The sequence below is a fragment of the Butyricicoccus intestinisimiae genome (assembly GCF_018918345.1).
GTDB lineage: Bacteria > Bacillota > Clostridia > Oscillospirales > Butyricicoccaceae > Butyricicoccus_A > Butyricicoccus_A intestinisimiae.
The window spans coordinates 73,727-95,155 of the sequence record NZ_JAHLQI010000002.1 but is presented as its reverse complement, the minus strand read 5'-3'; the positions used below and the strand labels follow the sequence as shown (position 1 = coordinate 95,155).

20 protein-coding genes are annotated in these 21,429 nt (G+C 59.5%); 19 read left to right on the top strand and 1 reads right to left on the bottom strand.

Annotated features, from left to right (window positions below):
- Positions 1–67 precede the first annotated feature (67 nt).
- Together hcp and KQI75_RS03725 are read left to right on the top strand one after the other, a co-directional pair.
- Complete coding sequence (gene hcp / locus KQI75_RS03730) at positions 68–1,630, top strand: hydroxylamine reductase (protein WP_216469403.1); 1,563 nt, start codon at positions 68–70, stop codon at positions 1,628–1,630.
- 64 nt (positions 1,631–1,694) lie between these two features.
- Positions 1,695–1,982, top strand: a complete 288-nt coding sequence (locus KQI75_RS03725; protein WP_216469402.1) for a hypothetical protein — start codon at positions 1,695–1,697, stop codon at positions 1,980–1,982.
- Between the two features lie 379 nt (positions 1,983–2,361).
- Here the strand turns inward: KQI75_RS03725 and KQI75_RS03720 are convergent, their stop codons facing one another.
- Positions 2,362–3,333 carry a DUF2971 domain-containing protein gene (locus KQI75_RS03720; RefSeq protein ID WP_216469401.1) on the bottom strand — a complete coding sequence of 324 codons (972 nt, stop codon included), beginning with the start codon at positions 3,331–3,333 and terminating at the stop codon, positions 2,362–2,364.
- Positions 3,334–3,764: 431 nt separating this feature from the next.
- On the opposite strand from KQI75_RS03720, the gene KQI75_RS03715 reads away from it, so the two are divergent.
- From KQI75_RS03715 to KQI75_RS03635, 17 genes are all read left to right on the top strand, one after another.
- Positions 3,765–4,775 (top strand): 3D domain-containing protein, encoded by a 1,011-nt coding sequence (locus KQI75_RS03715; protein ID WP_216469400.1) that lies wholly within the window; start codon positions 3,765–3,767, stop codon positions 4,773–4,775.
- 197 nt (positions 4,776–4,972) lie between these two features.
- Positions 4,973–5,842, top strand: a complete 870-nt coding sequence (rsmA, locus tag KQI75_RS03710) for a 16S rRNA (adenine(1518)-N(6)/adenine(1519)-N(6))-dimethyltransferase RsmA (protein ID WP_216469399.1) — start codon at positions 4,973–4,975, stop codon at positions 5,840–5,842.
- The gene (gene cbiD / locus KQI75_RS03705) at positions 5,839–6,990 is read left to right on the top strand and encodes a cobalt-precorrin-5B (C(1))-methyltransferase CbiD (protein ID WP_216469398.1); all 1,152 of its coding nucleotides are present in this window, start codon (positions 5,839–5,841) and stop codon (positions 6,988–6,990) included. Before rsmA ends, cbiD begins: the two co-directional genes overlap by 4 nt.
- Positions 6,987–7,742, top strand: a complete 756-nt coding sequence (gene cobM / locus KQI75_RS03700) for a precorrin-4 C(11)-methyltransferase (protein ID WP_216469397.1) — start codon at positions 6,987–6,989, stop codon at positions 7,740–7,742. Before cbiD ends, cobM begins: the two co-directional genes overlap by 4 nt.
- Complete coding sequence (locus KQI75_RS03695; protein ID WP_216469396.1) at positions 7,739–8,755, top strand: cobalt-precorrin 5A hydrolase; 1,017 nt, start codon at positions 7,739–7,741, stop codon at positions 8,753–8,755. Before cobM ends, KQI75_RS03695 begins: the two co-directional genes overlap by 4 nt.
- Complete coding sequence (gene hemA, locus KQI75_RS03690) at positions 8,752–9,987, top strand: glutamyl-tRNA reductase (RefSeq protein ID WP_216469395.1); 1,236 nt, start codon at positions 8,752–8,754, stop codon at positions 9,985–9,987. Before KQI75_RS03695 ends, hemA begins: the two co-directional genes overlap by 4 nt.
- Positions 9,984–10,712: a precorrin-3B C(17)-methyltransferase gene (gene cobJ / locus KQI75_RS03685; protein WP_216469394.1), complete on the top strand. Its 729-nt coding sequence runs from the start codon at positions 9,984–9,986 to the stop codon at positions 10,710–10,712. Before hemA ends, cobJ begins: the two co-directional genes overlap by 4 nt.
- Positions 10,709–11,881, top strand: a complete 1,173-nt coding sequence (cobK, locus tag KQI75_RS03680; RefSeq protein WP_216469393.1) for a precorrin-6A reductase — start codon at positions 10,709–10,711, stop codon at positions 11,879–11,881. The genes cobJ and cobK overlap by 4 nt, the downstream gene beginning before the upstream one ends.
- Positions 11,878–12,768 (top strand): hydroxymethylbilane synthase, encoded by an 891-nt coding sequence (gene hemC / locus KQI75_RS03675; RefSeq protein ID WP_216469392.1) that lies wholly within the window; start codon positions 11,878–11,880, stop codon positions 12,766–12,768. Before cobK ends, hemC begins: the two co-directional genes overlap by 4 nt.
- Positions 12,761–14,260 carry a uroporphyrinogen-III C-methyltransferase gene (gene cobA, locus KQI75_RS03670; protein WP_216469391.1) on the top strand — a complete coding sequence of 500 codons (1,500 nt, stop codon included), beginning with the start codon at positions 12,761–12,763 and terminating at the stop codon, positions 14,258–14,260. The genes hemC and cobA overlap by 8 nt, the downstream gene beginning before the upstream one ends.
- On the top strand, positions 14,257–15,240 hold the full coding sequence (gene hemB, locus KQI75_RS03665) for a porphobilinogen synthase (RefSeq protein WP_216469390.1): 984 nt from the start codon (positions 14,257–14,259) through the stop codon (positions 15,238–15,240). Before cobA ends, hemB begins: the two co-directional genes overlap by 4 nt.
- Positions 15,240–16,529 (top strand): glutamate-1-semialdehyde 2,1-aminomutase, encoded by a 1,290-nt coding sequence (gene hemL, locus KQI75_RS03660; protein ID WP_216469389.1) that lies wholly within the window; start codon positions 15,240–15,242, stop codon positions 16,527–16,529. The genes hemB and hemL overlap by 1 nt, the downstream gene beginning before the upstream one ends.
- Positions 16,526–17,710, top strand: coding sequence for a precorrin-6y C5,15-methyltransferase (decarboxylating) subunit CbiE (cbiE, locus tag KQI75_RS03655; protein ID WP_216469388.1), 1,185 nt, complete (start codon positions 16,526–16,528; stop codon positions 17,708–17,710). Before hemL ends, cbiE begins: the two co-directional genes overlap by 4 nt.
- Positions 17,707–19,062 carry a cobyrinate a,c-diamide synthase gene (locus KQI75_RS03650; protein WP_216469387.1) on the top strand — a complete coding sequence of 452 codons (1,356 nt, stop codon included), beginning with the start codon at positions 17,707–17,709 and terminating at the stop codon, positions 19,060–19,062. Before cbiE ends, KQI75_RS03650 begins: the two co-directional genes overlap by 4 nt.
- A complete protein-coding gene (gene cobT / locus KQI75_RS03645) occupies positions 19,059–20,117 on the top strand; it encodes a nicotinate-nucleotide--dimethylbenzimidazole phosphoribosyltransferase (RefSeq protein ID WP_216469386.1) in 1,059 nt (352 codons plus the stop codon). The genes KQI75_RS03650 and cobT overlap by 4 nt, the downstream gene beginning before the upstream one ends.
- On the top strand, positions 20,080–20,655 hold the full coding sequence (locus KQI75_RS03640; RefSeq protein ID WP_216469385.1) for a bifunctional adenosylcobinamide kinase/adenosylcobinamide-phosphate guanylyltransferase: 576 nt from the start codon (positions 20,080–20,082) through the stop codon (positions 20,653–20,655). The genes cobT and KQI75_RS03640 overlap by 38 nt, the downstream gene beginning before the upstream one ends.
- Positions 20,652–21,428 carry an adenosylcobinamide-GDP ribazoletransferase gene (locus KQI75_RS03635; RefSeq protein WP_216469384.1) on the top strand — a complete coding sequence of 259 codons (777 nt, stop codon included), beginning with the start codon at positions 20,652–20,654 and terminating at the stop codon, positions 21,426–21,428. Before KQI75_RS03640 ends, KQI75_RS03635 begins: the two co-directional genes overlap by 4 nt.
- The last annotated feature ends 1 nt before the right edge of the window (position 21,429 follow it).

The window sequence follows — 21,429 nt, the reverse complement described above, 5'->3', positions numbered from 1 at the left end:
GATTTCCAACGGACTTTTTTGCTTTCTCTGGGTATACTAAGGACACCATCAAATAGGAGGGACTATCATGAAGCACAACATGTTTTGTTTTCAATGTGAGCAGACAGCGGGCTGTACCGGATGTACGGGAAGAGCCGGCGTCTGCGGCAAGCAGGCAAACACTGCCAATTTACAGGATGCACTGACCGGCGCATTGATTGCGCTGGCGCGCACGATACAGGGCAAGCAAACCGTTTCGGCGAAAATCAGCAAACAGATTATAGATGGTCTGTTTACAACCGTCACCAATGTCAATTTCAACGATGTGACCATTCAGCAGCGCATAGACGCCATTCATCGAGAGCTTCCGGCGGGAACGGCGGATTATGATATGAAAAAGGTGTGGGATGCACAGGAGGACATTCGCAGCTTAAAATCTCTCATTTTGTTCGGCATTCGCGGCATGGCAGCATATGCCTATCATGCGATGATTTTGGGCTATACCGATGCGCAGCTGGATGCATTTTTTGTCAAAGCGCTGTGCGCAGTCGGAGAGGACACATGGGGCATGGATGAGCTGCTGCCGATTGTTTTAGAAGTCGGCGAGAAAAATCTTGCCTGCATGGCACTGCTGGACAAGGCGAATACGGAAACCTACGGCATACCGGAGCCGACCACTGTTCCGCTGACCGTTGAAAAGGGTCCGTTTATCGTTGTCACCGGACACGATTTGTACGACCTCAAATGCTTGCTGGAACAGACCAAGGATAAGGGCGTTGCCGTGTATACGCACGGCGAGATGCTTCCGGCGCACGGCTATCCGGAGCTGAAAAAATATCCGCATTTGAAGGGCAATTTTGGCACGGCATGGCAAAACCAGCAAAAGGAATTTGACAACATTCCGGCGCCGATTTTGTTTACAACAAACTGCCTGATGCCGCCGCGCCCGAGCTATGCAGACCGTGTGTTTACCACGGAAGTGGTCTCGTATCCGGAAATGGTGCACATTGATGAAGCCCGCGATTTCACGCCGGTCATCGAAAAAGCGCTGGAGCTGGGCGGCTATGCAGAAGATCAGCCGTTTACCGGCATCAATGGCGGGCACACCGTGACAACCGGCTTTGGACACGGCGCGATTTTGCGCGCTGCCGATCAGATAGTAGATGCTGTCAAATCCGGTGCAATTCGCCATTTCTTCTTGGTCGGCGGCTGTGACGGTGCGCGTCCGGGCAGAAACTACTACACGGAGTTTGTCAAACAGACGCCGCCGGACACGGTTGTACTGACGCTTGCCTGCGGTAAATACCGGTTTAACGATTTGGATCTCGGCACGATTGGCGGTCTGCCGCGTCTGATGGATGTCGGACAGTGCAACGATGCCTATGGTGCAATTCAGGTTGCGGTCGCGCTGGCAAAGGCATTTGACTGCGGGGTCAATGAACTGCCGCTGTCTATGGTGCTGTCTTGGTATGAGCAAAAGGCAGTGTGCATTCTGCTGACGCTGCTGTATCTTGGCATTCAAAACATTCGCCTTGGCCCCACGCTTCCGGCATTTCTTTCTCCCAACGTCCTGCAATTCTTAGTAGAGCACTATCATATTGCGCCGATCAGCACACCGGAAGAGGACTTGAAGGCAATTTTGGGCGAATAATTTCCCTGTTGCAGCCTCCGCACGCCCGTGCTATACTGGAAAAAACGCACAGGAGAGAGAACCCATGGAAATACAGGAACAGACGCTCGTGCAAATCGGGCAGGAGCAAACCTTGACGGTTCCGGCACATGTGCGCCGCATTGCGGCGGGCGCGTGCGGAGAAAATGATACGCTGGAGCAGCTGACCATTCCGGCGAACCACACGCAGCTGTGCGCAGAGAAGCTGTTCGCCGGCTGCCGCGCGCTCAAGTGCGTGGAAATCTTGGGCGAGGTGGAGGACGAGACGGCAAGCGGTTTTCACAACCGGCGGCGCTGCGGGACTACCTTGGTCTGCGCGAACACGTACAGCTGACTTGGGAGTGCCCGACGGTCTGGTGCTTGGAGGACCGCTGCCAGTTCTGCGGCGGCGCGCTCAAGGGAAGCGTGATGCGCGTGTGCACCTTCTGCGGACGAATCAACTGAATGAAAAAGCTCTCCCGCACCGGATTTTCCGGAACGGGAGAGCGTGACATTCGCCGCGATGCAACCGATAATAAAAAAGTGTGGAAACCAGACGGTTGCCACGAAAAATAGTCTACTTTAAGCGATGAGAGCGGGAACTCTCTATGCGCAGTGAGCTATCTGTTTGCGGCAGACGGCTCACTTTTTTCTGTAATGATTTGATATAATATGTCAAGAAACATCCCCCGCGCACGGTCTGCGCAGGGGATGTTTTATCTTATATATATGTATCACCGATACGAAACGTCCGACAGATAGATGTTCTTCATGTCAATCGGGATGCGGTAGCGCTCCAGAAACAGCTTGACGGTCTCGCGGTCGAGCGGGCACTTCGGCCCGATTGTCACGCTGCGGATGAACGACTGGCACGGGGAGCTGAACGAGATGTCGCGGTATGGCACGAGGTTCTTTTCGCGCAGGCGGTAATTGATGGGCAGCATGCGAAACAGATCCAGCTGCTGTTCGGTCACCTGCTGCACAAGCTGCTCGTCAAACGCGCCCTCGTCGAAGGTGTCGTTCTCATACGGCGGGGCGGGCAGCGGCGGATAGTACACGCAGCGCCACTCCGCTTCCTCGGAAAACGCTCTGGACTTGAAAAACGGCAGCACCGGATACATCATGCGCACCAGCTCGGCGGCAGCCATCTCAATCGAAACGCGCAGCGGCAGCCACTGCATGTGGATGCAGAACATGCGCATGCAAATCGACTCGATGTTTTCGGTGGAGTATTGGACGTTGTGGAACAGCAGCCCGTCCGGCAAATCGCGGGCGCTGCCCTTGAGCCCGAGGTAGCGCTGGGCGCGGCGAAAGGCGCGCTCAAAGGCGGTGCCGGAGGAGACGCCGATGCACACGCCGTATCCGTTGTCTCCGTAGCCGCGCCACTGGCTGAGCAGGTCGCGCTCGGAGGAGAAGCAGGCGGCGAGAATCATCGTGTTGTACCGCTGAAACTGTTGCTCCATACCGGCGAGCAGCGCAGAGGCAAGCTCCGGCTGCTTGCTGCACGGATAGGCGGGGTTGGTCAGGTTGTTTTTGATGTGCTCCAGACACTGCCGGATGGCCCATTTTTTCTCCATGAAGTCGTTGCTCTTTTCAATGTCGGATAGGCGCAGTGTGTGGTTGGTGATGATTTGGAAAAAGGTGTCCACGCTGCAGTAGTGATACACGACATCGGGCAGGGTGGAAGCGGTCAGTAGATTCGGCATAGACAAAAGCCTCCCTTCGCGGGACGAAAACATCCCTCTCCTTTTATTGTACACGCAATTGAAAAAAAAGCCAGCGGACAAGGCAAAAACTGCAAAAATAAACGGGAAAATAGGCGAAGAAAAACGGAAATATGAAAAAATGCGCGAAATTCAAATGTGCACAATGCACGGCGCAAAATAACCTGCCGTTTTATCTATGTTGCCAAATGAAATATGAATGGATTGTGAACAAATTGTAAACAGTGGCAAAAAAGTTTGGAAAAACCTTGACTTCCAAGAATATCTGCGCTAGAATGCTCGTAAATTAAGTGCTGTAACCGAAATGTAATCAAATTGCATTTGAGTTGTAATTTCCATCCGCTGACGCAGCACGCGAGGCGGATACCATATACGCAAACAGTCTACGTACATGGCGAGACGAAAGGAGTCTTATGAGTTTTCTTCATAGAGTAAAAACATTTCATCATACGGTAACCCGCGTACACCTGAAGCGCCGCGCAGTTCCGCTGGCAGCGCTGGTTCTGACCACCAGCATGACCTTTCCGGTTATCGCCGTTGGCATGGATACTTACACCGTAACCGATGGCACCAATACCGACACCGTTGTTCTGCACGAGAGCAATGCAGAGACCGCGCTGCGCCAGTCCTCGTTTGACGCAGGCGAGTACAACATCACGTCTGTTGTAGAGGACGAGAACGGCTACACCGTTTCCGTCAAGGCAAAGTACGATGTCACGGTGGCTGCGGACGGTCAGACCAAGACCATCCACACCGGCGACGCCCGCGTTTCCGACATCCTGCGTCAGGCTGGCGTAGAGGTTGGCGAGAACGACATTGTGGAGCCGGCACAGGACACCATGCTGACCGAGGCGACTACCATCAAGGTCACCCGCGTCACCACCAAGACCATGACCGAGACCAAGGACATCGCGTACTCGACCGAGACCCGTGAGACCAGCGAGCTGGAGAAGGGCAAGAGCCGCGTGGCACAGGAAGGCGTCAACGGCAAGGAAGAGATTACGCTGGAGTACACCTACCATGACGGCGTGCAGGTTTCCATCGTGCAGACCGGTTCCCGCGTTCTGGAGCAGCCGGTCAACAAGATTGTGGAGAACGGCACCAAGGAGCCAGTGGTAACCACATCTTCGACTTCTTCTTCCGGCGCACCGTCTAGCTCCTCCCGCACCATCACCATGGAAGCTACCGCATATTCCGGCGGCGGCACCACGGCGAGCGGCATGGCAGCAGCAGTTGGCCGCGTGGCAGTTGACCCGCGCGTCATCCCGCTGGGCACCCGCCTGTACATCGAGGGCTACGGCTACGCAGTCGCAGCGGATACCGGCGGAGCCATCAAGGGCAACCGCATCGACCTGTACATGAACAGCGAGTCCGCATGCAACAGCTTCGGCCGCCGCAGCGTTACCGTACACGTTCTGGGCTAACCCCCCGACAAACAGAAAACAAGAGTCCCGACCAGATTTCTGGTCGGGACTTTTTGTATTTCTGCGGCGAAATTGTTCCGGTGAATTGGACGCGATTGACAACCTGTACAAACCCGATTGCAAGCAATTCGCAAACAGTGTATAATACAACTGTTTATATCATACCGATGGAATACAGATAAAGGATAAGGTGCTTCATGGATCTTTGTAATATTGACACAATACGCGCCGTGCTGGGACGGCACGGCTTCCGATTTTCCAAATCGCTCGGACAGAACTTTTTGACAGAGGCGTGGGTTCCGGCGCGCATTGCGGAGAGCTGCGGCGTGGACGAGACGAGCTGTGCGCTGGAGGTAGGCCCGGGCATGGGCTGCCTGACCGAGCAGCTGTCCAAGCGGGCGGGTCAGGTGTGCTCGATTGAGCTGGACCGCGCCCTGTTTCCGGTGCTGGAAGAGACGCTGGCGGACTGTCACAACGTGGAAATTGTGCAGGGCGATGTGCTCAAGTGCGATTTGGCGGGCATCTGCCGCGAAAAGTTCGGCGGCAAGCCGGTGTATGCGTGCGCCAATCTGCCGTATTATATCACGACGCCCGCCATCACCGCGATGCTGGAATCCAAGGCGTTTTCTGCGATTACCGTCATGGTGCAGAAGGAGGTTGCACAGCGCATTTGTGCATGCGCGGGCAGCTCGGACTACAGCGCATTTTCCATTTATATCGCCTACTACGCGCAGGCGGAGATTTTGTTCGACGTGCCGCGCGACTGCTTTGTGCCGCAGCCGAAGGTGGACTCTGCAGTTGTCCGCCTGATTCCGCGCAGCGAACCGCCGGTACAGGTGAGCAACGAAAAGCTGCTGTTTACGCTGATTAAGGCGGCATTTGGACAGCGGCGCAAGACGCTCGCCAATGCACTCGGCGGCGTGCTGGGCGCCTCGCTGGGCAAGGCGGGCATTGTGCAGCTCATTACCGACTGCGGCTTTGATGCCCGCATTCGCGGCGAAAAGCTGAGTCTGGAGGACTTTGCGGTGCTGACACAGCTGGCAGACCAGCGCATGCAGCAGGCATGAAACAGTATATTGTAAAAAATCAAAAAAAACTGGCGCTCGGCTACACGACGGGCAGCTGTGCCGCGGGCGCAGCCAAGGCGGCGGCGCAAGCCCTGCTCAGCGGTCAGCCGGTGCGGCAAATGCAGCTCATGACCCCGAAGGGCATCGCGCTGACGCTGGACATCGAGCACATGACGCGCACACCGGAACAGGTGCGCTGCGCGGTGCGCAAGGATGCCGGAGATGATCCGGACATCACGCACGGCATTTTGATTTACGCAGAGGTGCAAAAGATACCGGCGGGCGTTGTGATTGACGGCGGCGAGGGCGTCGGACGGGTCACAAAGTCCGGCTTGGCGCAGCCGGTCGGCACGGCGGCGATCAATCCCGGCCCGCGCGAGCAAATCACGCGCGCGGTGCAGGATATTGCGCACAAATACGGCTATACCGGCGGCTTTTCGGTTATCATTTCGATTCCGGAGGGAAAAGAATTGGGCGCACGGACGTTCAACCCCAAGCTCGGCATTGTCGGCGGGCTGTCCGTGCTGGGCACGAGCGGCATCGTCGAGCCGATGAGCGAACAGGCGCTGATCGACACGATTCACATTGACATGGACAGCCGCTATGCGGACGGGCAGCGCGAGCTGCTGCTGTGCCCCGGCAATTACGGCGAGGATTTCGCCCGCGACACGCTGGGACTGGACATTGCGCGCGGCGTCAAGTGCTCGAATTTCATCGGGGAAGCGCTGGATTACGCGGTGTATCGCGGCTTTTCCAACATTCTGCTGGTCGGACACGCGGGCAAGCTGATTAAGCTCGCGGCGGGCGTCTTTCAGACGCATTCCGCCTATGCGGATGCCAGACAGGAGATTTTTGCCGCCCATGCGGCGCTGTGCGGCGCGTCCGCCGAGACGGTGCGGACGCTGATGGAGGCGGTGACCGTCGATGCCTGTCTGGATATCCTGCGGCGGGCAGGGCTGGACAAGCCGGTGCTGCAGTCCATTTCACAAAAAATCCAATCGCATCTCGTGCACCGCGTGTGCGGCAAGACCGGCAGGCAAATCGGCATCGAGTATGTGATTTTTACCAATCCATACGGCATTTTGATGCAGTCAGACGGCGCGCAGGCGTGCATTGCCGCGCGCAGAGAAAAGGAGAGACAAATATGATTCAGTTTGTGGGAGCAGGTCCCGGCGCGGAGGATTTGATTACCGTGCGCGGCGCAAAGCTGCTGGAGCAGGCGGATGTCGTTGTATATGCGGGCTCGCTGGTCAATCCGGCGCATTTGGCGCGCACCAAGCAGGGCTGTCAGATTTACGACAGCGCATCTATGACGCTGGAGCAGGTCATGGACGTCATGATTCCGGCGGCGCAGGCGGGAAAGCTGGTGGTGCGCCTGCACACGGGTGACCCGTCCATTTACGGCGCGATTCGCGAGCAGATGGATGTGCTGGACGCGCAGGGCATCGCATACGATGTTTGTCCGGGCGTCTCCTCGTTCTGCGGCGCGGCGGCAGCCCTGCACGCGGAATACACGCTGCCTGACGTCAGCCAGACCGTCATTCTCAGCCGCATGGCGGGCAGAACACCGGTGCCGGAGCGCGAATCCATCCGCAAGCTGGCATCGCACGGCAGCACGATGGTGCTGTTTTTGTCCTCCGGCATGCTGGGCAAGCTGGCAGAGGAACTGATTGCGGGCGGCTATGCACCGGAGACACCGGCGGCGATTGTCTACAAGGCAACATGGCCGGATCAGCGCGTGTTCCGCACGACGATTGCGGGACTGGAGCAGACCGCCAAGGACAACGGCATTTCCAAGACCGCTCTGATTACAGTCGGCGGCTTTTTGGGCGATACCTATGAGCGCTCCAAGCTGTATGACCCGAGCTTTGCACACGGCTGCCGCGAGGCGAGCAAGTGAACATCCGCATCATCTCGTTTACCGACCGCGGGCGCAGCGTCAGCCAAACGCTCGCGGCGGCGCTGTCTGCGCACACGGTGCAGCAGTATGCGAAGGCGGACGGCTTTTTGCCGTATGCGTCTGTGCGCACCTTTGCCGAAGAAAGCATGGCGCAGGCGGATGCGGTGGTGTTTGTCGGCGCGGCGGGCATCGCCGTGCGGGCGATTGCACCGTTCGTGCGCAGCAAGGATACCGACCCTGCTGTACTTGTGATAGATGAGAATGGAAACTTTGTCATTTCGCTGCTGTCCGGTCACATCGGCGGCGCGAATGCGTGGACTCGGCGTCTGGCGGACATTGTGCACGCGATTCCGGTCATCACAACGGCGACGGACGGGCGCGGCGTGTTCGCGGCGGACAGCTGGGCGGTGCAGCACGGCTGCGCCGTAAAAGACATTCGGGAGATTCAATATATATCCGGTGCGCTGCTGCGCGGAGAACTGGTAGGACTGCACAGCGATTTTCCAATTGCCGGCGCACTGCCCGACGGGGTGCAGCCGGACACATCACACGACTGCGGCATGCTGATTTCCGTGCGCGAGCCGGAACGGCCTCCGTTTGCGCACACGCTGCACGTGGTGCCGCGCGTGGTGCATGTCGGCGTGGGCTGTAAGAAACAAACCGATCCGTGCGCCCTGCGCACATGGACGGAGGGCGTTTTGCGTGCACTGCGCATTGTGCCGCAGGCAGTCGCCTCGGTCTCCTCGATTGATTTAAAGAGAGAAGAACCGGCGGTGCTTGCGCTGGCGCAGGCGTGGCGCGTTCCCATGCACTTTTACAGTGCGCAGCAGCTGGAGCAGGTGACGGGTGACTTCCCGCGGTCGGACTTTGTGCGCCGCATCACGGGCACAGACAACGTCTGTCAGCGCGCGGCGGCAAAGGCATCGGAAAACGGCAGCTGTCTGCTCGCCAAGACGGCGAAGGATGGCATGACCGTTTCGATTTATGCAAAAGAGTGGAGGGCAGAGTTTTGAGTATCTGCATGGCAGGAATTGACTGGAAAAGCGCCAATATGGACAAGCGCGAGGCATTTTCCTTTACCGGCAGTCAGGTCGAGCACCTGTGCCGAACCATCGCGCAGGCATCCGGCGCGGCGGGCTGCGTGCTGCTGTCCACCTGCAACCGGACAGAGCTGTATTTGAGCGGCGCGGGCGATTTGCAGCCGGATGCGCTGCTGTGTCAGGCGGCGCAGGCGGAGGGCGCGCAGACGCTGTTTACCGTGCGCCGCGGACGCGATGCCGCGCGGCATCTCATGCGGGTTTCGTGCGGTCTGTGCTCGCAGATTTTGGGCGAGGATCAGATTGTCTCGCAGGTCAAGCGCGCGTATGCGATGGCGCATGAGGCACACACCACGGACGCCGTGCTCAGCCAGCTGTTTCGTCTGGCGGCGACGGCGGGCAAAAAGAGCCGCACACAGGTGCGCCTGTCAGCGGCGCCGCTGTCGGTTGCCGGACAGGCGGTTGCGCTCATAGAACAAAAGCTGGGCAGTCTGCGCGGAACACGTGCTCTGGTCATTGGCAATGGCGAGATGGGACGGCTGGCGTCGTCGCTGCTCGCGGCGCGGGGATGTCAGGTGACAGTGACCCTGCGCTCATATCGGCACGGGCAGACCATCGTGCCGGCGGGCTGCCGCACCATTGCATATGACGAACGCATGTCGCTGGTGCCGCAGTGTGATATTTTGCTCAGTGCGACGACCAGCCCGCATTACACCGTGACCAAGAGCGATTTGGAGGGCATGGAGCAGATTCCCTATGTGGTCTGTGATTTGTCCATGCCGCGCGACATTGATCCGGACATTCGCGGGCTGGCCGGCGTCAGTACCTTTTTTGATATGGACAGCATGGGCGGGCGCGATGCGCACGTCAATATAGAGGACAGACAGCAGGTGGAGGACATCATCGCGGAGCAGATGCAGGAGCTGGAGCGGTGGGACAGCTACCGCCGCGCCCTGCCGCGCATGGAAGAGCTGCGGGCGCTGCTCTCCCAGCGCATCGCGGAGGACTACGCCCTCGAACAGCTGACGGCGGGCGAACAGGCGGAAACCGCGGAAAAAATGCAGGCTGCGGCGCGTCTGGCGGCGGACAAAGCCGCGCAGTGGATGCTCGCCGGTATGCAGAACCAGCTGGATGAGCGGGCACTGGAAGCCTGTCGAGAGGCAATTTTGCGCAAAGCACCGCAGCTGCGGGATAGGAGCATGATATGAAACTGTATGTAATTGGAATCGGCCCGGGCGGCGCGGATCAGATGACCCCGCGCGCCCGTCAGGCAATCGAACACAGCGATATAATCGCGGGATACACGACGTATATTGACCTCGTGCGCCCGCTCATCGGGGACAAGGAAATTTTGCAGACACCGATGAAAAAGGAAATCGACCGCTGCAAGCTGGCGCGCGATGCCGCGCTGACCGGCAAGACCGTGTCCATGATTTGCTCCGGTGACGCCGGTGTGTACGGCATGGCGGGGCTCATGTATGAGGTGTGCGAGCAGCATCCGGATATGGACATTGAAGTGATTCCGGGCATCACCGCGGCGTGCGGCGGCGCAGCCGTGCTCGGCGCACCGCTCATTCACGATTTCGCGGTCATCAGCCTGAGCGATTTGCTAACGCCGTGGGAGAAAATTCAAAAGCGGCTGGATTTTGCGGCGCAGGCGGATTTTTGCATCTGTCTGTACAATCCGTCCAGCCATAAGCGCGCGGATTATCTGCAAAAGGCGTGCGATATTCTGCTCAAGAGCAAGTCTACGGAGACGCCGTGCGGCACAGTGCGCAACATCGGTCGTGACGGCGAGTGCGGCGAGATTTATACGCTGGCGCAGCTGCGTGATACCAAGGTTGACATGTTTACCACGGTGTTTATCGGAAACAGCCAGACCCGCGTGATAAACGGGAAACTCGTGACGCCGAGAGGATATGAGAACAAATGAGACGGGTGATTTTTTCCGGCACCAGTGAGGGCAAGATGCTGTGCCGGCAACTGTCGCAGGCGGGTCTGTCGGCAGAGGTCTGTGTCGCGACAGAATACGGAAAAGAGGTCATGCCGGAGCTGCGCGGCATCACGGTGCACACCGGACGCATGACCGCGCCAGAGATGACGGAATTTTTGCGCGGCGCGCAGGTTGTCATTGACGCGACGCACCCGTATGCGGTGGAAGTGAGCAAAAACATCCGCGCGGCGTGTGCACAGGTATCGTGCCGATACATTCGGCTGCTGCGCCCCAAGACGCAGGCGGAGGGCGCCGTACATGTGCCGTCCGCGGCGGCGGCGGCGCGGTATTTGTCTGAGACCGAGGGCGCCGTGCTGCTGACGGTCGGCAGCAAAGAGCTGGCGTGCTTTACGGCGGTGGAAAATTATCAGGAGCGCCTGTGGCCGCGCGTGCTGCCCGCGGCGAAATCACTGGAAATCTGCCAGCAGCTGGGCTTTCCGGCGGCGCATTTGATTTTGATGCAGGGGCCGTTTTCCGAGGAGATGAATGTCGCCCTGATTCATGCCAGTGATGCCAAATGGCTGGTGACCAAGGACACCGGAGAAGCGGGCGGTCTGCCGGCGAAGCTGGCGGCGGCGAAGCGATGCGGCTGCCGCGTGCTGCTCATCGACCGTCCGCAGGAGGACGGCATGACACCGGACGCCGTGCGCGATTTGCTGCTCGGCGAGAAGCCGCCGCGGTTTCCGCTGTTTGTCGATTTGACGGACAAGACCTGTGTTGTCGTGGGCTGCGGAGCAATCGGCGCGCACCGCGCCGAGGTTCTGCTGCGATACGGCGCGCGCGTCATCGTTGTCGCGCCGGAGGGCGAAGCACCGGCGGGCGCGCAGCACATCAGACGGGCGTTTGAGCCGCAGGACATTCGCGGGGCGTTTCTGGTCACTGCCGCGACCGACAATCACGCGCTCAATCATGAGATTTACGAGCTGTGTCAGCGGGAGCATATTTTTATCAGCACGGCGGACGACAGAACCGCCTGCTCGTTTTTCTTTCCCGCCGTGCGCACGGGAAACGGGTTGTCCGTCGGTCTTGTGTCTGACGGCAGCGACCACAAAAAGACCGCGCGCACCGCAAAAAAAATAGAAGCCATACTCAAGGAGGAACAGGAATGAGCCGAATCATTCGCGTGGGCAGTCGGGAATCCAAGCTCGCTGTCATACAAAGTGAACTGGTCATAGAGGCCATACGCGCCTGTGACCCCTCGATACAGATAGAACTGGTCACGATGAAGACCACAGGAGATAAAATTTTAGACCGGACGCTGGACAAGGTGGGCGGAAAGGGTCTGTTTGTCAAGGAGCTGGATCGCGCCCTGCTGGCGGGAGAGGTTGACCTCACTGTACATTCGATGAAGGATTTGCCGGCGCAGCTGCATCCGGATTTGCCGCTGGCGGCGGTATCCGGCCGCGAGACGCCGTATGACGTCTTGGTGCTGCCGGAGGGCTGCACGCAGTGGGATCAGACCAAGCCGGTGGGCTGTGCGTCCGCGCGGCGCACCGTGCAGCTGCATGCGCTGTATCCCCATATCGATATCAAGCCGGTGCGCGGCAACATTCAGACGCGCCTGCGCAAGCTGGACAGCGGCGAATACGGCGCGCTGGTGCTCGCACAGGCGGGGTTGCATCGGCTGGGACTGGATGACCGCATTCACCGCGTGTTCACACCGGAAGAATTGATTCCGTCCGCCTGTCAGGGCGTGCTCGCCGTGCAGACGAGAAAGGGCTTTGACACGGCATGTCTCAAAGGCTTCCACGATGCGGATGCTTGGGACTGCGCCATGGCGGAGCGCGCGTTTATCCGCGCACTGGACGGCGGCTGTTCGTCTCCGGTCGCTGCCTTCGCGCAGCTGACCAACGCGGACACCATGCGCCTGACGGGACTCTATGTGTCAGAGGACAGAAAGTATTCCGCGCGAGAGACCATCACCTGTCCGAGAGAGCAGGCGCAAGCACGTGCCGCACAGCTGGCACAACAGATGAAAGGAAGCAAGCATGGGTAAGGTAACACTGGTCGGTGCAGGGCCGGGAGATCCGGGACTGCTCACCGTCAAGGGCAGACAGGCGATTTTGGACGCCGAAGTGGTGGTCTATGACCGGCTGGTAGGGCCGGAAATTCTCGCGCTGATGCCGGCGAACGCCGAAAAAATAGATGTCGGCAAAAAGAGCAATTGTCATCCGGTGCCGCAGTGGCGCATCAATGAGATTTTGCTGGAAAAGGCACAGGAGGGCAAAAACGTCGTGCGCCTCAAGGGCGGCGACTGCTTTTTGTTCGGCCGCGGCGGCGAAGAACTGGAGCTGCTCGAGCAGCACAACATTCCGTTTGAGGTCGTGCCCGGCGTGACCAGCGCGCTGTCCGTACCGGCATACGCGGGTATTCCGGTGACGCATCGGGATTTCACCTCGTCCGTGCACATCATCACCGGACACGCCAAGCAAAATGGTCAGCTCAATCTGGATTTTGAAGCGCTTGTGCGCCATCGCGGCACGCTGGTGTTTTTGATGAGTGTCAGCAGCACGCCAATGATTTTGTCCGGTCTGATGCAGGCGGGCATGGCGGAGGATATGCCCGCGGCGATGATTGAGCGCGGCACGCTGCCCACACAGCGCAAGCTGGTGGCAACCGTCGGCACGCTGTCCCGCCGTATGCAGGAGGAACACATCACCAGTCCGGCGATTTTGGTTGTCGGCGCGGTGTGTGCGCTGTCGGATTCGTTTGACTGGTTCAGCCGCACGCCGCTGCACGGCATCACGGTTGCCGTCACCCGCCCGAAAAACCGCGCGGGCACGCTGACCGATAAGCTGCGCGCGCTCGGCGCTCACGTGATTTCCTATCCGTGCATTGAGACCAAGACCATCTGGCCGAATATGCCGGTGGTCGAAGCGCTCGCGTCCATTGACCAGTACAGCTGGCTCGTGCTCACCAGCCCGACCGGCGTGGAGACACTGATTCAGCTGCTGGATGCGGCGGATATGGATATGCGCAATCTCGCGCACATGAAGCTCGCGGTTATCGGTTCGGCAACCGCGAAAGCGCTCAAGGCGCACGGTCTGCGCGCGGACTATATACCGGCGATTTACGATTCCGTGCATCTCGCGGAGGGACTGGTGCGTCTGGTCGGAGAGGGAGACCGCGTGCTGCTGCTGCGCGCTGCGCAGGGCTCTGCGGAGCTGCCGATGCAGCTGGGAGAGGCGTGCATCCCGTTTGACGATGTGCCGATTTATGAGACACTGTATTACAATGAAAACAGTGCGGACATGGCACAGGCTCTGTCCGCAGGAGAAATAGATTATGTCACGTTCACCAGTGCGTCCACGGTCAGGGGCTTTGTCAGCAGCCTGCCGGAGGGAACCGATGTTTCCGGTTTCCGCGCGCTGTGCATCGGAGCGATGACCGAACAGGCGGCAAAATCCGCCGGTATGCAAACCATCACAGCAACCAGCGCCACCATTGACGCCATGCTGTCTCGACTTTTGGAGGAACAACAACTATGAATTTAATCAATCGTCCGCGCAGACTGCGCACCAGCCCGACCCTTCGCTCAATGATGCGCGAAACCCGCATGTCTCCGTCCAGCCTAATTTATCCGATTTTTGCGATTGAGGGCGAGAACATCAAAAACCCGATTGCATCGCTGCCGGGTCAGTTCCAGTGGTCTCCCGACCGCATCTGTGAGGCCATCGAGGAGTGCATCCAAGCGGGCGTGGAAAAGGTCATGCTGTTCGGCCTGCCGGCGCACAAGGACGAAATCGGCTCGGGTGCATGGGCAGAAAACGGCATTGTACAGCAGGCAATCCGCGCCATCAAGGCGAAGTATCCGGATTTTTATGTGATTACCGACGTGTGCATGTGTGAGTACACCTCGCACGGCCACTGCGGCATTTTGTGCGACCACTATGTGGACAACGACAAGACGCTGGAGTGTCTGGCAAAGATTGCGCTGTCGCACGCACAGGCGGGCGCGGACATGGTTGCGCCGTCCGACATGATGGACGGCCGTGTCGCTGCGATTCGCAAGATTCTCGATGACAACGGCTTTATCAACATCCCGATTATGGCGTATTCCGCAAAATATGCCTCGGCATTTTACGGCCCGTTCCGCGATGCCGCAGGCTCGGCACCGTCGTTCGGTGACAGAAAGTCGTATCAGATGGACCCGCACAACAGCCGCGAGGCCATGCTGGAGTGCCAGCTGGATGTGCAGGAGGGCGCGGACATCATCATGGTCAAGCCTGCACTTAGCTATCTGGATGTCATTGTCAAGGCAAAGGAACGCTTTGATGTGCCGCTCGCCGCGTATTCGGTCAGCGGCGAATACGCCATGATTAAGGCGGCAGCGGCGGCGGATCTCGTCGACGAGTACCGTATTATGTGTGAGTCTGCGCTGAGCATTTACCGCGCAGGCGCAGAGATTTTGATTACCTACTATGCCAAGGAACTGGCACAGGCGATGAAGAAGGGAGACATTGGCTGATGGATACCTCGGAAAAGCTGTTTGAACAGGCACAAAAGGTGATGCCGGGCGGCGTAAACAGTCCGGTGCGTGCCTACCGCGCGGTCGGCATGACGCCGCGCTTTATCCAGTCCGCAAAGGGCGCCTACATCACGGACGTGGACGGCGTACAGTACATTGATTATGTCGGCTCTTGGGGCCCGATGATTTTGGGACACGCCAACCCGCAGGTGCTGCGTGCGGTTGAGCAGACCATGAAAAACGGTCTGAGCTTTGGCGCGCCGACCGAGCGCGAGACGGATTTGGCGAATCTGGTCGTGTCCATGGTGCCGAATATCGAGATGGTTCGCATGGTCAACTCCGGCACGGAGGCGGTCATGAGCGCGGTGCGTGTCGCACGCGGCGCAACCGGAAAGGATAAAATCATCAAGTTTGAGGGCTGCTATCACGGCCACTCGGATGCCATGCTCGTCAAAGCAGGCTCCGGTGCGCTGACCGGCGGCAGACCGGATTCCGCCGGTGTTCCGGCGGCGGTGGCAGGCGACACGCTGACGGCGACATACAACGATTTGGACAGCGTCGAGCGTCTGCTGCAAGCAAACAAGGGACAGGTGGCGGCAGTGATTGTCGAGCCGGTCGCAGCGAATATGGGCGTTGTGCCGCCGGCACAGGGCTTTTTGGAAGGTCTGCGCGCGCTGTGTGACGAATATCATGCGCTGCTGATTTTTGACGAGGTCATCACGGGCTTCCGTCTGGCGCGCGGCGGTGCACAGGAATATTTTGGCGTCAAGGCGGATCTTGTGACGTTTGGCAAGATTATCGGCGGCGGCATGCCGGTCGGCGCCTTCGCGGGCAGCCGAGAGCTGATGGAGCAGGTCGCACCGACCGGCCCGATTTATCAGGCAGGTACGCTGTCCGGCAATCCGGTGGCAATGGCGGCGGGCATCACCCAGCTGACCTACCTCAACGACCATCCGGAGGTTTATACGAAAATTGAAGCAAACACGACTTGGCTGGCAGACCAGCTGCGCGCGCTGGAGGACAAGTACCACGCGGGCACGACGGTCAACCAAATCGGCTCGCTGCTCAGCGTGTTCTTTACCGAGCAGCCGGTGACCAATTTTGCGGGCGCGAAGTCCAGTGATGTGGCACGATACGCAGAGTACTTCCGCCATATGCTGGCGCAGAAGATTTATTTGGCTCCGGCACAGTTTGAAGCCATGTTTGTCGGCAATGCACACACGCAGGCGGATCTGGATGCGACGGCAGCGGCTGCAGAAAAGACGCTGGCTGCCATGGCAAACGCATGAATACGTATTTCTTGATTGGCGCCGGTATGGGAACTGAAGCCATGCTGACGCAGCAGGCGCGGCAGGCGATACAGCGCGCGGATATTGTGCTGTCCACCGGAAGATTGACGGACGGTCTGACGTCCGTGCGGGCGGACGTGCAGACGCTGGCGTTTTCTCAGCTCGCGCAGCGGGCGCAGGACAGCACGGGAACCGTTGCGATTTTGCTCAGCGGGGACACCGGCTTTTACAGCGCGGCGAAGTCGCTGACGCAAAAGCTGTGCGGCAGCGGCACGGTGGAAATCCTGCCCGGCATCAGCAGCATTCAGCTGTTTTGCGCGCGGTTTCATACCGCGTATGACGATGCCGTCCTGCTCAGCCTGCACGGGCGCTCCGGTGCGCTGCTGGCGCCTGTCAGCTACAACCGGAAGGTCATCATGCTCACGGGCGGCGAAAACAAGGCGCATGTGCTGTGTCAGCGTCTTGCCGATGCGGGGCTGACGCACATCACGGTGTGTATCGCGGAAAATCTCGGCGCAGAGACCGAACGATTGGTTTCCGGCACACCGGAGCAGCTGGCACGCGAGACGTTTGGCGATTTGTGCGTGATGATGACGCAAAACGACCGTCCGACCGACAGCAGCCGCGCCCTGCGCGACAGCGATTTCGTGCGCGGAGAGGTGCCGATGACCAAGCAGGAGGTGCGCTGGCTGGCTGCTAGTCTGCTGTCCGTCAAACCGGATGAGACCGTGTATGACATCGGCGCGGGTACCGGCTCCGTCACGATGGAGCTGGCGCGGCACGCCGTGCGCGGCATGGTCTATGCCGTGGAGTGCAAGCCGGAGGCCGTCGAGCTGCTGCACCGCAACCGTACACACACCGGCTGCTACAACACGCGCATTGTACAGGCGATGGCACCGGACGGCTTGGAACAGCTTCCGATACCGGATTGCGCGTTTATCGGCGGCAGCCGCGGCAATATGGCGGAGATTGTGTGCGCGCTCAAGCGCAAAAATCCCCATGTCCGCGTGCTCATCACGGCGATTGCGCTGGAAAGCCTGCATGAGGCGATAGAGGCACTGGAGCGTAATGGCTTCGCCGTGGAAATCTCCTGCGTCAATGTCTCGCGGGCGAAGAAGGTCGCGCGCTATCACATGATGACGGCGCAAAATCCGGTGTATCTGATCGGAGGCAATCTGTGAGCGCGCGTGCGCCGCGGCTGGTCATCGGCGGCACAGGAAGCGGCTGCGGCAAGACGACAATTACCTGTGCGCTGCTGCAAGCGTTTGTCGAACAGGGACTGGATACGGCGGCATTCAAATGCGGACCGGATTACATCGACCCGATGTTCCACAGCAGGATTATCGGCACGCGATCGCGCAATCTGGACGCGTTTTTGTGTGGGCGGGACACGGTGCCTGCGCTGCTGCAACGCAGCGCGGGGCGCGATATTTCCGTCATCGAAGGCGTCATGGGCTACTATGACGGGCTTGCCGGCACAAGCAGCGAAAATTCAACGGCGGACATCGCGCGGCTCACGCAGTCCCCGACGGTGCTCGTCGTCTCCGCCAAGGGCATGTCGCTGACGCTGGCGGCATTGCTGCGCGGCTTTTTGCAATTTGAACAAAACACCGTCCGCGGCGTGATTTTGAACGGCATTTCGCCGCGCATGACCGATTACTATGCGGGCATTGTCGAGCAAAACACCGGTTTGTCTGTGTTCGGCGCGATGCCGACCGATGCGGCGTGTGCGGTGGAGAGCCGCCATTTGGGACTGGTCACGGCGGGCGAAATCCAAAATCTCAAACAGAAAATGCAGGCGCTCGCGCACCACGCGCGCGACGGCCTGCAGCTGGATGCGCTGCTCGCCCTTGCCCGCACGGCACCGGAGCTGCAAGAGCAGCTGCCGCCGGTGCCGGTCTGCGGGACGGGGCTGCGCATTGGTGTGGCGCGCGACGAGGCATTTTGCTTTGATTACGCGGACAGTCTCGATGTGCTGACGCGCATGGGCGCACAGCTCGTGCCGTTCTCTCCGCTGCACGATGCGCATTTACCGGAGAAGTTGGACGGATTGTATCTGTGCGGCGGCTATCCGGAGCTGTACGCGCAGCAGCTGGGCGCCAACCGCACGATGCTGGCGGATATTCGCGCGGCGATTGCGGACGGCATGCCGACCATTGCCGAGTGCGGCGGCTTTTTGCTGCTGCACAAGACGCTCACCGGCGTGCCGATGGCGGACATCTGCGGCGGCACGGCGCAGATGGGAAGCAGACTGAAGCAGTTCGGCTATATCACGCTGACGGCAAACAGCGATTCGCTGCTGTGCAGACAGGGTGAGACCCTGACTGCACACGAATTTCACTACGCACAGAGCACGCAGCCGGGCGCGGATTTTTCCGCGCAAAAGCCGCTGCGCACGCGCGGCTGGCAGTGCATCCATGCGTCTGACACGCTGCACGCGGGCTATCCGCACATACATTTTGCGGGCAATGTTCCGGCGGCGCAGCGTTTTTTACACAGGTGTCAAACCTATCATCAGGAGGCGAAACGATGACACTGGAACAGGTACTCGAACGCATTCCGCCGCTGGATGCGGAAGCGATGGCGCAGGCGAAGCAGCATTGGGATGCTCTCGCCAAGCCGCTGCACGGACTGGGTGATTTGGAGGACATCCTCATCCGGATTGCGGGCATTTGCCGCACGCCGCGCATAGATCTGCGCAACAAGGCAGTGGTTGTCATGTGCGCAGACAACGGCGTTGTAGCAGAGGGAATTTCTCAGTCGGGACAGGATGTCACCCAGATTATCACAGAAAATTTGGGCAAGGGCACGTCCACCGTGTGCCATATGGCACGCGCCGCCGGTGCGGACGTCATTCCGGTGGATATCGGCGTGGCGAGCGACATTCACGGCAGCGGCGTTGTGCATCGCAAGATTGCCCGCGGCACGCACAATTTTGCCAAACAGCCAGCGATGTCGCGCGACCAAGCCGTGCAGGCGATTGACGTCGGCATTGAGACCGCCCTGCTGTGCAGGCAGCACGGCTATGACGTCGTTGCGACCGGCGAAATGGGCATCGGCAACACGACCTCGACGGCGGCTGTCACCGCGGCGCTGCTGCATGCGCCGGTAGAATTGGTGACCGGACGCGGCTCGGGCCTGACCTCGGAAGGCCTTGTGCGCAAAATTCAGGTGGTCACACGCGCATTGGAGCAATGGCAGCCGAATCAGCACGACCCGATTGACATTCTGAGCAAGGTCGGCGGCTATGATTTGTGCGGCCTGACCGGCCTGTTTTTGGGCGGCGCACTGTGCGGCCTGCCGATGATTATAGACGGCGTGATTGCCTCTGCGGCGGCGCTGTGCGCCGTGCGGTTGTGTCCGACTGTGCGCGACTATCTCATCGCCTCGCATCACACGGCGGAACCGGCGGGCGTGCTGCTCGAGCAGGCACTGGACGTCAAGCCGATAATCGACGCGCACATGGCGCTGGGCGAGGGCACCGGTGCGGTGCTGCTGTTCGGCATGCTGGACGCCGCCGCCTCGCTGTACACCAACGGCAATACGTTCGATGACAGCAACATCGAAGCGTATCAGCCGCTTTCCTGAGCCGATGCTGGTACTGGTAACGGGAGGCGCCGCCAGCGGAAAATCCGAGCTGGCGGAACGCATCGTCTGTGAATTGGCGAAGGGAAAGCCGATGCTGTATGTGGCGGCGATGGAAACAGAAAGCGAAGAAGCGCAAAAGCGCATTGCCCGCCATCGCGCCCTGCGCGCGGGAAAGGGATTTACAACACTGGAGCACGCCAAGCGGTTCGACACGATGACGGTGCCGGACGGCTACGCCGCGGCACTGTTTGAGTGCATGAGCAATGCGCTGGCGAACGAGATGTTTTCGCCGGACGGCGCGGGAGAGCACTGGGAACAAAGCATTGTTTCGGGTATTCGTGCGTTACAGGCATCGTGTGAACACGTGGTTGTCGTCAGCAATGATATTTTCACGGACGGCGTGACGTATGACGAATGGACCATGCGCTATTTGCACGCACTCGGACGCATGAACCAGCTTCTCGCCGCACAGGCGGACTGGGTTGTAGAGAGCGTGTGCGGCATTCCAATTGTACACAAAAAGAGGGAAAACATATGATAGGAGAGTTGTTTGGCGGCCTGCTGGTGGCGTTTGGACTGTATTCCGCGCTGCCGCTGCCCCAAATCGAATGGAAACGCAGCACCATGCGGTATGCGCTGGGCTTTCTGCCGCTCATCGGCGTGCTGGTCGGCGCGTGCGAGTACGGCTGGCTGCTGCTGGCGGGAAAGCTGGCGTTATCTAGTCTGCTGTATGCGGCGGGCGCGGTATTGATTCCGGTTGTGATTACCGGCGGCATTCATCTGGACGGCTTTGTGGACACCTGTGACGCGCTGTGCTCGTATGGAGACAGAGAAAAGCGGCTGGAAATTTTAAAAGATCCCCATGTCGGCGCCTTTGCCATTTTGTGGATCGGCGCGCTGCTCGTCGCGCAGCTCGGTTTGTTTGCGCAGATCTATGAGACACCGGCGAGCGCCAAGCTGCTGCTGTTCGGCTATGCGGGCGCCCGCGCCTTGGGCGGCGGCATGATTGTCACGCAGACCTGCGCCAGAAACTCGGGTCTTGCGCACCTGTTTGCGGACAACGCGGACAAAAAGCGCGTCAGCCGCGTCATGCTCGTGTGGGAGCTGGCGCTGGCGGTGCTGGCGGTTTGTGCGGCGCACGGCATCGGCACGCTGGCAGTTGCCGCGTGCGCCGTGTTTTATGTATTCCACGTGCGCATGTGCCGCAAGAATTTCGGCGGCATCACGGGCGATTTGTGCGGCATGTGCATTACCGTGTGTGAGACGGTGACGCTGCTGTGTGCGGTCATCGGCGGCATTGCTCTGCGGTGAG

Bases quoted from the DNA above. Each gene is read 5' to 3' on its own strand.
- hcp (WP_216469403.1), top strand. From the start codon at position 68: ATGAAGCACAACATGTTTTGTTTTCAATGTGAGCAGACAGCGGGCTGT.
- KQI75_RS03725 (WP_216469402.1), top strand. From the start codon at position 1,695: ATGGAAATACAGGAACAGACGCTCGTGCAAATCGGGCAGGAGCAAACC.
- KQI75_RS03720 (WP_216469401.1), bottom strand. From the start codon at position 3,333: ATGCCGAATCTACTGACCGCTTCCACCCTGCCCGATGTCGTGTATCAC.
- KQI75_RS03715 (WP_216469400.1), top strand. From the start codon at position 3,765: ATGAGTTTTCTTCATAGAGTAAAAACATTTCATCATACGGTAACCCGC.
- rsmA (WP_216469399.1), top strand. From the start codon at position 4,973: ATGGATCTTTGTAATATTGACACAATACGCGCCGTGCTGGGACGGCAC.
- cbiD (WP_216469398.1), top strand. From the start codon at position 5,839: ATGAAACAGTATATTGTAAAAAATCAAAAAAAACTGGCGCTCGGCTAC.
- cobM (WP_216469397.1), top strand. From the start codon at position 6,987: ATGATTCAGTTTGTGGGAGCAGGTCCCGGCGCGGAGGATTTGATTACC.
- cobJ (WP_216469394.1), top strand. From the start codon at position 9,984: ATGAAACTGTATGTAATTGGAATCGGCCCGGGCGGCGCGGATCAGATG.
- cobK (WP_216469393.1), top strand. From the start codon at position 10,709: ATGAGACGGGTGATTTTTTCCGGCACCAGTGAGGGCAAGATGCTGTGC.
- hemC (WP_216469392.1), top strand. From the start codon at position 11,878: ATGAGCCGAATCATTCGCGTGGGCAGTCGGGAATCCAAGCTCGCTGTC.
- cobA (WP_216469391.1), top strand. From the start codon at position 12,761: ATGGGTAAGGTAACACTGGTCGGTGCAGGGCCGGGAGATCCGGGACTG.
- hemB (WP_216469390.1), top strand. From the start codon at position 14,257: ATGAATTTAATCAATCGTCCGCGCAGACTGCGCACCAGCCCGACCCTT.
- hemL (WP_216469389.1), top strand. From the start codon at position 15,240: ATGGATACCTCGGAAAAGCTGTTTGAACAGGCACAAAAGGTGATGCCG.
- cbiE (WP_216469388.1), top strand. From the start codon at position 16,526: ATGAATACGTATTTCTTGATTGGCGCCGGTATGGGAACTGAAGCCATG.
- cobT (WP_216469386.1), top strand. From the start codon at position 19,059: ATGACACTGGAACAGGTACTCGAACGCATTCCGCCGCTGGATGCGGAA.
- KQI75_RS03640 (WP_216469385.1), top strand. From the start codon at position 20,080: ATGACAGCAACATCGAAGCGTATCAGCCGCTTTCCTGAGCCGATGCTG.
- KQI75_RS03635 (WP_216469384.1), top strand. From the start codon at position 20,652: ATGATAGGAGAGTTGTTTGGCGGCCTGCTGGTGGCGTTTGGACTGTAT.